The organism is Haemophilus sp. UMB1048, assembly GCF_030218125.1.
Taxonomy (GTDB): Bacteria; Pseudomonadota; Gammaproteobacteria; order Enterobacterales; family Pasteurellaceae; genus Haemophilus_D.
In genome coordinates this window covers 1-11,381 of record NZ_JASOPB010000004.1, presented here as the reverse complement: position 1 = coordinate 11,381, position 11,381 = coordinate 1, and the positions used below count along the sequence as shown (strand labels likewise).

Genomic DNA, 11,381 nt, shown 5'->3' with positions numbered 1-11,381 from the left:
TCACGATTTTTATCGCTTAAGGACAATAATACGAAATAGACTCGTTTTTAGTTGTTAGATTGGTAGCAAAGTACGCATAGTAATGTGCGTACTTCTTTTTTGTTTTTAGGAGCAATCATTATGATGATAGATAAACGCCTAATTAACACGGTGGCCGACAGTAAAAAATGGATTGGCATCACGGTGTTATGGAACTGGGTGGCGTTAATTGGTGGGATTATCAGTGCCGTCGTGTTTTCTTATATTTTACAGGCGGCTTATTTTAATGAATTGGGCCCGATAAGTGCGGTCATTTTGGGCATCGTTTTAATTGCTGCTTTGGCGTTGCGTGCCTTTGCGGGTAAAAAATCGGTGCAGGCTTCTTATTTTGCTAGTACGAAAGTAAAACACGAACTGCGTAGCCTCATCTATCGAAAATTGGCTTCGATGCCACTAAATCAAGTGAATCAACAATCCACGTCAAGTATCATTCAAGTAGCCTCAGAAGGTGTGGAGCAGCTTGAAATCTACTTTGGGCGTTATTTACCTCAGCTTTTTTATAGCTTACTTGCACCGCTCACACTCTTTGCCTTCCTGATCTTTTTCAGCTTTAAAACAGCCGTGATTTTGCTGATTTGCGTGCCGCTTATTCCTATGTCGATCATTGCGGTGAATAAAATTGCGAAAAAACTCTTGGCAAAATATTGGTCGATTTATGTGGGATTAGGCAGCAGCTTTTTAGATAACCTACAAGGTTTAATTACGTTAAAAATCTATCAAGATGATGCTTATAAAGCGAAAGCAATGGATGAAGAAGCGGAACATTTCCGCAAAATTACCATGAAGGTACTGACCATGCAGCTTAACTCAGTATCGCTGATGGATTTACTTGCTTACGGTGGTGCGGCAATCGGGATTTTAACGGCTTTGTTGCAATTCCAAGCCGATCAATTAACCGTATTAGGCGTCATTTTATTTATTCTGCTTTCTTCTGAATTCTTTATTCCACTTCGTTTATTGGGTTCTTTCTTCCATGTGGCGATGAATGGTAAAGCCGCATCAGATAAGATTTTCACATTGTTAGATACGCCCGTGGAAACTCAAACTCAAGCGGTCGATTTTGCAGCGAAAAATGCTATTCAAGTGGATATTCAAGATCTGCATTTTGCTTATAGCGAAGAGAAGCCTGCGATTGTGGGCTTAGATTTAAGCATCTTACCAAATCAGCTTACGGTATTTGTGGGTAAAAGTGGTTGTGGTAAATCTACCTTGGTTTCATTGCTAATGGGCTTTAATCAAGCGCAACAAGGTAAGATTTTGTTCAACGGCCAAGAAATTCAAGAGATTGATCGTCATTCGTTTTACGAAAAAGTCTCTTTGGTGAGCCATAGCAGTTACGTGTTTAAAGGTACGCTGCGCGAAAATATGACCATGGCGAAAATTGATGCCACAGATGAACAAATTTATGCGTGTTTAGAGCAAGTCAATCTGGCGCAATTCGTTCGAGATAATGGTGGATTAGAGATGCAGCTATTAAGCCGTGGCGCGAATTTATCTGGCGGTCAAATTCAACGTTTAGCCTTAGCACGCGCGTTATTACACAATGCGGCGCTTTATATTTTTGATGAAGCGACCAGTAATATTGACGTGGAAAGCGAAGAAATTATTTTGCAGTTCATTCAACAATTTAAGCAGCAAAAAACTATCGTGATGATTTCCCATCGTTTGGCGAATGCCGTGAATGCCGACTGCATTAATGTGCTTGAACAAGGTAAATTGATTGAGCAAGGCACGCATAAAGACCTCATGGCAAAACAAGGTGCGTATGCTGAAATGTTCCAACAACAAAAAGATTTAGAACAAATTAGAGAGGTGGCAAATGCGTAAAAATGGTTTTGTTGTGATGGGGCATTTGTTGAAATTAGTGACTCCATTGGCGCATATCATGGCGTTTACTATCACCATGGGAACGCTTGGTTTTCTTGCCGCTATCTTTATTATGGTGCTTGGGGCGATGGGTTTAATAAATTTATTAAACTTTGACACCCATTTAAGTTTTTCTGGAATTTTGACCGCGCTTATCGTGTTAGCGGTAGCTCGTGGTGCGTTGCGTTATTTAGAGCAAATGTCCGGGCACTATATTGCTTTTAAATTATTGGCATTATTGCGCGATAAAGTGTTTTCTTCTTTACGTCGCTTGGCTTTTGTGAAGTTGCAAGACAAACAAGCTGGGCAATTAGTGTCATTAGTCACCAATGATATTGAATTGCTCGAGGTGTTCTATGCGCACACTATTGCACCGATTATGATTGCGTTCTTTACTTCTGCGATTTTATTGTTGGTCTTTGCTCATCTTTCAGGCTGGTTTGTAGTTGTGGCATTAGCTGCTTATTTAACGGTGGGTGTGATTCTACCCATTATTACCACCAAATTGGCGCGTGAAGATGGCAGACGCTATCGTGAATTAGTAGGCGAAATGAATGATTTCTTCCTCGACAGTGTGCGTGGTATGAAAGAGATCCAACTTTTCGGCTACGCGAAACAGCGCTTAGATGAAATCCAACAACGTAGCCAAAAAATTGATACGGCTTTTGAACGTATTAAAGACCAAGAAGCGAAAGTGCGCATTTACACTGAAGTGGCAGTATCAGCGTTTAACATCATTCTGTTATTCACCGGCTTAATTTTGTTTAGTCTAGATAAGATTGATTTTTCTGCCTTTTTAATCGGCGTGATTTTATTGATGTCGAGCTATGGCCCGGTTATTGCGTTAAGTAACCTTTCAAGCAACTTGTTACAAACCTTGGCTTCAGGTGAGCGTGTATTGAGTTTGTTAGCGGAAGAGCCTGAATTAAAAGACGTAGAAAGTGCGGTCGATTTGAAAGAGGTTTCTCGCATTGATGTAGAGAACATCAACTTTGCTTACGGCGAAGAACAAATTTTATCGGATGTTAGCTTATCTGTGAAAAAAGGTGAAATCTTAGGGATTCACGGCAGAAGCGGTAGCGGTAAAAGCACCTTGTTAAAACTGCTGATGCGTTTTTACGATCCTAAATCAGGCAGCATTAAAATTAACGGTGAAACCTTACCGAACATCAACACCCGTAGTTTGCGTGACAATATGGCGTACATTACCCAGCAAACCTACATTTTCAACGAAACCATCGAGGAAAATATTCGCCTTGCACGCCGTGATGCAACATTAGAAGAAATTATGGAAGCCGCGAAGAAAGCGTCAATTCATGATTTCATTTTAAGCTTGCCAGAAGGGTATCAAACAAAAATGACGGAATTGGGCGGCAACCTGTCTGATGGTGAAAAACAACGTATTGGTATTGCTCGTGCATTCCTACACAACGCACCGATTATTTTACTCGATGAACCGACCAGTAATTTAGATAGCTTAAACGAAGCGATGATTTTGAAATCATTGTTGAATGTGAAAGCAGAAAAATTGATTATTCTCGTGAGTCATCGCCAATCGACTATGGCTATTTGCGATCAGGTGATTGGCATTGAGAATGGAAGGATGTCGTAAGGCAGTGAGAAAAAGAGCGGTCAATTGACCGCTCTTTTTTATTTTCTTAATTTCACTAACTCAACTTCGTGATTTTCACCTTTTCTAAGAATCAGATTGGCGCGCTCACGAGTTGGCAGAATGTTTTGTTTTAAATTTAATCCGTTAATGTTATCCCAAATGCTGCTGGCCGTTTCAATGGCCTCTTGCTCAGAGAGATTGGCATAATGTTTAAAATAGGAATCCGGATTAGTGAAAGCACTTTGACGGAATTTTAAGAATCGTTTGATGTACCATTCTTTAAGCAAATTCTCGTCAGCATCAACATAAATAGAAAAGTCCACAAAATCAGATACGAAGGTTTGATTGGCTTTGTTTGAACCTGTTTGGAGAACGTTTAGTCCTTCTAAAATTAAAATATCCGGTTGATCGACAATATCGAACTTATCAGGAACAATATCGTAAGTCAGATGAGAATAAATAGGTGATTTTACAGAAGGCTTGCCTGATTTGATATCAGCCAAAAAACGAATTAATTTGGCCGTATCATAAGAAATAGGAAAGCCTTTTTTCTGTAGTAAATCGTCTTTTTTTAGTTTTTCTAATGGATACAGGAAACCATCGGTAGTGATTAAATCAACTTTTCGTTCGGTAGGCCAGTGGGTTAGCAAAGATTGCAAAATACGTGCCGATGTACTTTTCCCGACAGCAACGCTACCTGCGATACTAATGATGTAAGGGACTTTAGGGCTTTGTCCGCCAAGAAAACGATTCAAAACGGTTTGGCGGCGAAGGTTTTCGTCAATATAGTAGTTGATGAGACGTGCAAGTGGCAGGTAAATGGTGCTCACTTCATCGAGAGAAAGCTCTTCATTAAAACCTAAAAGCGGTTTGAGATCTTGCTCCGTTAATTTTAGCGGAACAGATTTTCTTAATTCAGCCCATTGCTGACGGCTAAAGTTCAGAAAGGGTGTTAGTTGTTCGGTAATTTCCACGGTGCTTTATATCTAGAGTGAAAAAATTGGACAAAATATACCCTATAAATGAGTTGTGATCATCGTTTTTTATTAAAAGTGATGAGTTTTAAAGCAAGAATGTGGCTTTTTGCTTGTAAATTAGACGAATAGTTAAAAAAAACGCATTTTTCATAAAAAAAACTTGTCAGGCATAAAATTTTCCATATAATACGCCTCACTTGCTTACAACACGCCGACTTAGCTCAGTAGGTAGAGCAACTGACTTGTAATCAGTAGGTCACCAGTTCGATTCCGGTAGTCGGCACCATCCTTTAGTAAACAAGTATTCATTTAGCGTGGAGGGGTTCCCGAGCGGCCAAAGGGGGCAGACTGTAAATCTGTTGGCTCAGCCTTCGAAGGTTCGAATCCTTCTCCCTCCACCATTTTCTAAATGAATTCTGATGGGACAGATGAATTTAGGACTGCGGGCATCGTATAATGGCTATTACCTTAGCCTTCCAAGCTAATGATGCGGGTTCGATTCCCGCTGCCCGCTCCAAACGCTGATATAGCTCAGTTGGTAGAGCGCACCCTTGGTAAGGGTGAGGTCGGCGGTTCAAATCCGCCTATCAGCACCAGCCTTCCAAATTCCTCTCTCCTTATTAAATAGTAATGATTTTATTGGTTAATGTGGTTTAATTTACCCATCGATAACCGTGTCTATTTAGAGGGACTCTTTAAATGTCTAAAGAAAAATTTGAACGTACAAAACCGCACGTAAACGTGGGTACAATCGGCCACGTTGACCACGGTAAAACAACTTTAACAGCAGCAATCACAACCGTATTAGCAAAACACTACGGTGGTGCAGCTCGTGCATTCGACCAAATCGATAACGCGCCAGAAGAAAAAGCGCGTGGTATCACCATCAACACCTCACACGTTGAATACGATACTCCAACTCGTCACTACGCACACGTTGACTGCCCAGGACACGCGGACTATGTTAAAAACATGATTACTGGTGCGGCGCAAATGGACGGTGCTATTTTAGTAGTAGCAGCGACAGATGGTCCTATGCCACAAACTCGTGAGCACATCTTATTAGGTCGCCAAGTAGGTGTACCTTACATCATCGTATTCTTAAACAAATGCGACATGGTAGATGACGAAGAGTTATTAGAATTGGTAGAAATGGAAGTTCGTGAACTTCTTTCTCAATATGACTTCCCAGGTGACGATACTCCAATCGTACGTGGTTCTGCATTACAAGCATTAAACGGCGTTGCAGAATGGGAAGAAAAAATCCTTGAGTTAGCAAACCACTTAGATACTTACATTCCTGAGCCAGAGCGTGCAATTGACCAACCGTTCCTTCTTCCAATCGAAGACGTGTTCTCAATTTCAGGTCGTGGTACAGTAGTAACAGGTCGTGTTGAGCGTGGTATCATCCGTACTGGTGATGAAGTTGAAATCGTTGGTATCAAACCAACTACAAAAACAACAGTAACTGGTGTTGAAATGTTCCGTAAATTACTTGACGAAGGTCGTGCAGGTGAAAACATCGGTGCATTATTACGTGGTACCAAACGTGAAGAAATCGAACGTGGTCAAGTATTAGCGAAACCAGGTTCAATCACTCCACACACTGATTTCGAATCAGAAGTTTACGTATTATCAAAAGATGAAGGTGGTCGTCACACTCCATTCTTCAAAGGTTACCGTCCACAATTCTATTTCCGTACAACTGACGTAACTGGTACAATCGAATTACCAGAAGGAGTGGAAATGGTAATGCCTGGTGATAACATCAAAATGACAGTAAGCTTAATCCACCCAATCGCGATGGACCAAGGTTTACGTTTCGCAATCCGTGAAGGTGGCCGTACAGTAGGTGCTGGCGTTGTTGCGAAAATCATCAAATAATTGATGTATTAACTGTAACAAGTTAGATAAAGAAGGCGTATCGAAAGATGCGCCTTTTTGTTTTTTATCAATGAATGTTGATTTTATGATAGAAAGTGCGGTCAAAAATAGTGTTGTTTTGGTATGATACAGACTCATTTTTTATATAGGTGGTTTTATGCAACAACTTCCATTTAAAGCTGTGGTTTCTGATCTTGACGGTACATTACTCAATACCAATCATGTAATTGGTGATTTCACAATTGAGATATTAAATAAATTAGAACAAAAAGGTGTTGATATTATTTTAGCAACGGGCCGTAATCACACGGATGTTTCTTCTATTTTGGGTAAGGTTGGTGCTGAGCATGCTGTAATGATCACTTCCAATGGCGCGAGAGTACGTGACCTAAAAGGTAACCTTATTTATAGCAATAGTCTTCCAGAAGAAATCGTGCTTGAGTTGTATAAAATCCCTTTTGATCGTACCAAGATTTGTATCAATACTTATCAAGATGACAGTTGGTTTATCAATACAGATGTGCCTGAATTAGCAAAATATCATAAGGATTCAGGCTTTATGTATGAGGTGGTTGATTTCACAAAACATCACGGAAGAGGAACTGAAAAAGTATTTTTTATTGCTCGTGATCCGAAAGATCTTGTAGAACTGGAAGATTATCTTAGAACGCATTTTGGTGATAAAACGACGATTGTTTATTCCGCTGTGACTTGCTTAGAGGTCATGAATAAAAATGTATCTAAAGGTGATGCATTAGCTCATCTATTAGAAAATAGAAATTATGGATTAAAAGATTGTATTTCTTTTGGTGATGGTCAAAATGATGTTGAAATGCTTTCTTTGGCTGGTAAAGGTTATGTGATGGCAAATGCTGATCCTCGTCTAAAAGAAGCTTGCCCAGAGTTGGAGGAGATTGGGTTCAATAAAGACGAAGCGGTAGCCAAACATTTGGCGGAGCTTTTTGGTATCAAATAAATGTTTCAGTCAATCATTCTTGTGAGCACTGGTGCAGCCATCGGTGCATCCTTACGATGGGGATTAGGTCTTTGGTTGAATTCACTATTTAGCACAGTTGCATTTGGTACACTTGTGGCGAACTTTATTGGCTGTTTTTTGATGGGGATTTTAGTGGCCGCCTTTTGGTTATTTCCTCAATTTAGCCCTGAATGGCGATTATTCTTAGTGACTGGATTTCTTGGTGCTCTCACCACCTTTTCTTCTTTTTCAGGCGAAGTAATAGAACTCTTTTTTAAAGAAGAGTGGGCAAATGGATTGTTCGTTTTAGTTAGCCATTTAGTTGGTTGTTTAATTTTTACAGTATTAGGGATTTATTTCTTTAGGCTCATCAGTCTTCTATTCCATTTCCGATAAAATCGCTAAATTCTTCAGAATAAAATCCATGAGAGAGCATATACTGCCAAATCTTTTGTTTGCTTTTGATTGGTTGAGGTTCTGCATAATTGGGAAACTTTTTGTGTAGAACCTTTTCTGCTATTTCAATCCAATTAATTTCACTTTCTGTGAGGACTTCATTTATTACCTCTGAAGATACACCTTTCAGTTGACGTAATTCTTGTTTGATACGATTTGCACCATACCCACGTTGCGAACGTGCGTGTAAATAGTTTTCAGCAAATCGTTTATCATTTTGCCAGTTTTTTTTCTGGCAGTAAGTAATCGTTTCATCGATCTCATCTTCTGTAAATGCTTTTTCCTGCATTTTATTGCGTAGTTCAAATTCGCTATATTCACGTCTAGCAAGTAAATTAACGACATAGCTCAAAGCAAGAGAAGACATAGAAATTCCTTTTAGGTGAAATACGGTTGAAATGAAAAGTGCGGTCAATTTTGACCGCACTTTTAGTGATTAGAAATCGCTTTCTGCGTCATCGTTAGATTGTTCAATGTCCGCCATTAATGCTTGTTCTGGGTTAGCGACTAATTCAGCACGAAGCTTCGCTTCAAGTTCATCAGATTTAGCAGGGTTTTCGTTTAACCATTTCATTGCGTTAGCTTTACCTTGACCAATCTTTTCACCGTTGTATGCATACCATGCACCAGATTTCTCAACTAGTTTGTGTTTAACACCGAGCTCAATTAATTCGCCAGCTTTCGAAATACCTTCTCCGTAAAGAATTTGGAAATCAACTTGGCGGAAAGGTGCGGCTAATTTGTTTTTGACTACTTTAACACGAGTTTCGTTACCAATAACCTCATCTCCATCTTTAACTGAACCAGTACGACGGATATCTAAACGAACAGAAGAGTAGAATTTTAGCGCGTTACCACCAGTTGTGGTTTCTGGGTTACCAAACATGACACCAATTTTCATACGAATTTGGTTAATGAAGATAACGAGACAGTTTGCATTTTTGATTTGACCAGTTAATTTACGTAGTGCTTGAGACATTAAACGCGCCTGTAAACCCATATGTGAATCCCCCATTTCGCCTTCAATTTCAGCTTTCGGGGTAAGTGCAGCAACCGAGTCCACGATGACCACATCTACAGCACCAGAACGAACTAAGGCATCACAAATTTCAAGTGCTTGTTCCCCGTTATCTGGCTGGGAGACTAAGAGCTCTTTAACATCAACGCCAAGTTTTGCTGCATAAATAGGATCAAGTGCATGCTCCGCATCGATAAACGCACAGGTTTTACCTACTTTTTGTGCTTGAGCGATAACAGATAAAGTTAAAGTTGTTTTACCAGAAGATTCAGGTCCAAAAATTTCAACAATACGACCCATTGGTAAACCACCAATACCAAGAGCGACATCAAGACCTAAAGAACCAGTTGAAACAGATTCAACATCAAGGGCTTGAGTATCGCCTAATTTCATAATTGAGCCTTTACCGAATTGCTTTTCAATTTGACCAAGTGCTGCGGCGAGCGCTTTTTGCTTTTCTTCTTGAGTTGCCATATAAAACCTTCTTAAATAGAGTTATCTAAATTTGGCTAGATTATATCTGTATTGATGTACAGTATCAAGAGAAAATTTTTTCCTTGATGAAAAAATGTGAATCAGATTCCAAACTTGAGAAATAGTTTATTTAAAATCAACTTCTTAAGTATTTTTTTAGATCTTGAATTTGTGCTGAGAGAATTTTTTCACCCAGTTCATATACAGTTCTTATTTTGGTTTCATCTCGTTCTAATCGACCTATATTGAGCGGTACATTTGGACGGATCACAAAGATTTTATTTTGTTTTTCTAAACGAATGATTTCTTCTACTTGTTCATTATAAGTGCGGTAGCGATTTTCTAAGGTTTTAACTAAGTGTGGATATTTGCGATAAAAAAGCTTGAATAAAAAAGAAGAAGATTTTGTTTTACGGTAGTCGATAGGTTGGGTTAAAACAACGATGATTTTATCACAACCGAGCTCTTGTGCTTTTTCAAATGGAATACTATCAGCAATTCCACCGTCTAGATATTTTTGTCCATTAATTTCCACAAATTGCGAGACAAAAGGCATAGCCGAGGTTGCTCTGAAGTATTCCATCTCTTTGAAAACATCTTTGATTTTGAAATACTCCGCTTTACCATTCTCAATGTTTGTGGCGGCTAAATAGAAATCAATGTGAGATTTTTCAAATTCATTTTGATCAAAAGGGTCGAGATTAAAAGGAAGGTCATAGAAAGCAAAATCTTTATTGACAATGTTGCCTGTTGTAAAAAGGCTATGAAATCCCATGTACCGTTTATCTTTAAGATATTTTAGGTTATATCTCAATGCTCTTTCTTTTTGATTAGATGCATAATTTATGCCAAATAATGCCCCTGCAGAAACGCCAATAATTTTATCAATTTGAATGTTTTGTTCCATGAGTGCATCAAGAACGCCTGCTGTAAACATTCCTCTCATGCCGCCGCCTTCAAGAACGAGTCCTACTGTCATTTTTACTCCTGAATTTTAAAAAATTCTAATGGTTAAATATTAAACTATAAGCTTGTTTTTTCTTATCTAGTTGTTTATCAATAAATAAATTTTGCATTTGCGATCTTTCTCACAAATTTGAAAATTTATATTCGTCATCTTTAACTGGTTATGATATAACCATTTTTGAGAAGTACTTCTTGGTATAGTCGTATGTGATTAACCTTAAGTAAGGAGGAGTTTTAAAATGAAAACTCTCATAATCCCAAATGATCATATCAGTAAAGTATGTGATTTGTTAAATCAACTTATCGGAGATGTAACAAGTAAAAATCTATTTACGGGATATGGCTTGTTTCATAAAGAAAAAGATATGTTTGCTGTTTGGGCCAACAATAAGGTTTACTTGCGCGCTAAGGATGAGCTTTCGATAAAACTAAAAGGACTTGGATGTAAACCCTTTACAACAAATGAACTCAATAAGCGCTTTGTATTATCTGATTATTATGCTTTAACTGAAAGTATCTTGAAAGATAATGTCTTAATGAGAACCTTGATCATTCTTTCAATTACTCAAATAAGGAAGGAAAAACTCGATTCTGCACTCTCTAAGATTGGACGGATTCGTGATTTACCGAATTTATCGGTTAAGTATGAACGAGCATTAAAGAAAGTTGGTATTGATAATGTCGATATTTTACGACAAATAGGTGCTGAAAATGCAATTGTTCGTTTGAAGAAAGCGGACATTGGTGCAACAGAAGCTTTTTATTGGCGACTTCGTGGTGCTTTAGAAAATCGTAATTGTGAGTTTTATACTGAGAAAGAAAAGGAGAGAGGGCTTATTAAACTTAATGAAATACTTTCTGCAAATGGGTTTAGACGTTGTAAGCGAACCTCAAAAAAGGCTGAATAGCATTCATATAAAGGACTTAACGTTTAAAAAATCATCTATCGAAGAAATTTCTTAAAAAAGTGCTTGCGTGGATTTCAAAAATCCCTATAATGCACTCCACACAACGACGCGCTGTTGTGAAGCTTTATAAAACCAGTGCGTCGTTATTTTTTGCTCTTTAACAATATATCAGACAATCTGTGTGGGCACTTGTTGATTGACTTGT

10 protein-coding genes and 4 tRNA genes are annotated in these 11,381 nt (G+C 38.6%); 10 read left to right on the top strand and 4 right to left on the bottom strand.

Annotated features, from left to right (window positions below; all coding sequences use genetic code 11):
• Positions 1-120 precede the first annotated feature (120 nt).
• Together QP437_RS04415 and QP437_RS04410 are read left to right on the top strand one after the other, a co-directional pair.
• The gene (locus QP437_RS04415; protein ID WP_285267079.1) at positions 121-1,866 is read left to right on the top strand and encodes an ABC transporter ATP-binding protein/permease; all 1,746 of its coding nucleotides are present in this window, start codon (positions 121-123) and stop codon (positions 1,864-1,866) included.
• On the top strand, positions 1,859-3,517 hold the full coding sequence (locus tag QP437_RS04410) for an ABC transporter ATP-binding protein (protein ID WP_285267078.1): 1,659 nt from the start codon (positions 1,859-1,861) through the stop codon (positions 3,515-3,517). Before QP437_RS04415 ends, QP437_RS04410 begins: the two co-directional genes overlap by 8 nt.
• A 38-nt stretch (positions 3,518-3,555) precedes the next feature.
• On the opposite strand, the gene coaA is transcribed toward QP437_RS04410, so the two are convergent.
• Entirely contained in the window at positions 3,556-4,491 is a 936-nt protein-coding gene (gene coaA, locus QP437_RS04405) for a type I pantothenate kinase (protein ID WP_285267077.1), read from the bottom strand.
• 213 nt (positions 4,492-4,704) lie between these two features.
• Between coaA and QP437_RS04400 the strand changes: the two genes are divergently transcribed.
• The 7 genes from QP437_RS04400 to crcB all read left to right on the top strand — a co-directional run bounded on the left by QP437_RS04400 (position 4,705) and on the right by crcB (position 7,750).
• Positions 4,705-4,780 (top strand) — tRNA-Thr (locus tag QP437_RS04400).
• A gap of 30 nt (positions 4,781-4,810) precedes the next feature.
• A tRNA-Tyr gene (locus tag QP437_RS04395) sits at positions 4,811-4,895 on the top strand.
• A 41-nt stretch (positions 4,896-4,936) separates the two neighbouring features.
• Positions 4,937-5,011: transfer RNA gene (locus tag QP437_RS04390), tRNA-Gly, on the top strand.
• A gap of 3 nt (positions 5,012-5,014) precedes the next feature.
• Positions 5,015-5,090: transfer RNA gene (locus QP437_RS04385), tRNA-Thr, on the top strand.
• A gap of 103 nt (positions 5,091-5,193) precedes the next feature.
• Positions 5,194-6,378 (top strand): elongation factor Tu, encoded by a 1,185-nt coding sequence (tuf, locus tag QP437_RS04380; protein WP_049383876.1) that lies wholly within the window; start codon positions 5,194-5,196, stop codon positions 6,376-6,378.
• 157 nt (positions 6,379-6,535) lie between these two features.
• A complete protein-coding gene (locus tag QP437_RS04375; RefSeq protein WP_285267076.1) occupies positions 6,536-7,354 on the top strand; it encodes a Cof-type HAD-IIB family hydrolase in 819 nt (272 codons plus the stop codon).
• Positions 7,355-7,750, top strand: coding sequence for a fluoride efflux transporter CrcB (crcB, locus tag QP437_RS04370; protein WP_285267075.1), 396 nt, complete (start codon positions 7,355-7,357; stop codon positions 7,748-7,750). It begins immediately after the preceding gene.
• On the opposite strand, the gene recX is transcribed toward crcB, so the two are convergent.
• From recX to QP437_RS04355, 3 genes are all read right to left on the bottom strand, one after another.
• Positions 7,725-8,177, bottom strand: a complete 453-nt coding sequence (gene recX, locus QP437_RS04365; RefSeq protein ID WP_285267074.1) for a recombination regulator RecX — start codon at positions 8,175-8,177, stop codon at positions 7,725-7,727. The two genes, crcB and recX, sit on opposite strands and share 26 nt — an antisense overlap.
• A 69-nt stretch (positions 8,178-8,246) precedes the next feature.
• On the bottom strand, positions 8,247-9,302 hold the full coding sequence (recA, locus tag QP437_RS04360; RefSeq protein ID WP_049369596.1) for a recombinase RecA: 1,056 nt from the start codon (positions 9,300-9,302) through the stop codon (positions 8,247-8,249).
• Positions 9,303-9,438: 136 nt separating this feature from the next.
• Complete coding sequence (locus QP437_RS04355) at positions 9,439-10,281, bottom strand: patatin family protein (protein ID WP_285267073.1); 843 nt, start codon at positions 10,279-10,281, stop codon at positions 9,439-9,441.
• Positions 10,282-10,507: 226 nt separating this feature from the next.
• On the opposite strand from QP437_RS04355, the gene QP437_RS04350 reads away from it, so the two are divergent.
• The gene (locus QP437_RS04350) at positions 10,508-11,176 is read left to right on the top strand and encodes a TfoX/Sxy family DNA transformation protein (protein ID WP_285267072.1); all 669 of its coding nucleotides are present in this window, start codon (positions 10,508-10,510) and stop codon (positions 11,174-11,176) included.
• The last annotated feature ends 205 nt before the right edge of the window (positions 11,177-11,381 follow it).

Coding starts and splice junctions, on each gene's coding strand:
- crcB (WP_285267075.1), top strand. CDS start 7,355: ATGTTTCAGTCAATCATTCTTGTGAGCACTGGTGCAGCCATCGGTGCA.
- tuf (WP_049383876.1), top strand. CDS start 5,194: ATGTCTAAAGAAAAATTTGAACGTACAAAACCGCACGTAAACGTGGGT.
- QP437_RS04410 (WP_285267078.1), top strand. CDS start 1,859: ATGCGTAAAAATGGTTTTGTTGTGATGGGGCATTTGTTGAAATTAGTG.
- recA (WP_049369596.1), bottom strand. CDS start 9,302: ATGGCAACTCAAGAAGAAAAGCAAAAAGCGCTCGCCGCAGCACTTGGT.
- QP437_RS04350 (WP_285267072.1), top strand. CDS start 10,508: ATGAAAACTCTCATAATCCCAAATGATCATATCAGTAAAGTATGTGAT.
- QP437_RS04375 (WP_285267076.1), top strand. CDS start 6,536: ATGCAACAACTTCCATTTAAAGCTGTGGTTTCTGATCTTGACGGTACA.
- QP437_RS04415 (WP_285267079.1), top strand. CDS start 121: ATGATGATAGATAAACGCCTAATTAACACGGTGGCCGACAGTAAAAAA.
- QP437_RS04355 (WP_285267073.1), bottom strand. CDS start 10,281: ATGACAGTAGGACTCGTTCTTGAAGGCGGCGGCATGAGAGGAATGTTT.
- recX (WP_285267074.1), bottom strand. CDS start 8,177: ATGTCTTCTCTTGCTTTGAGCTATGTCGTTAATTTACTTGCTAGACGT.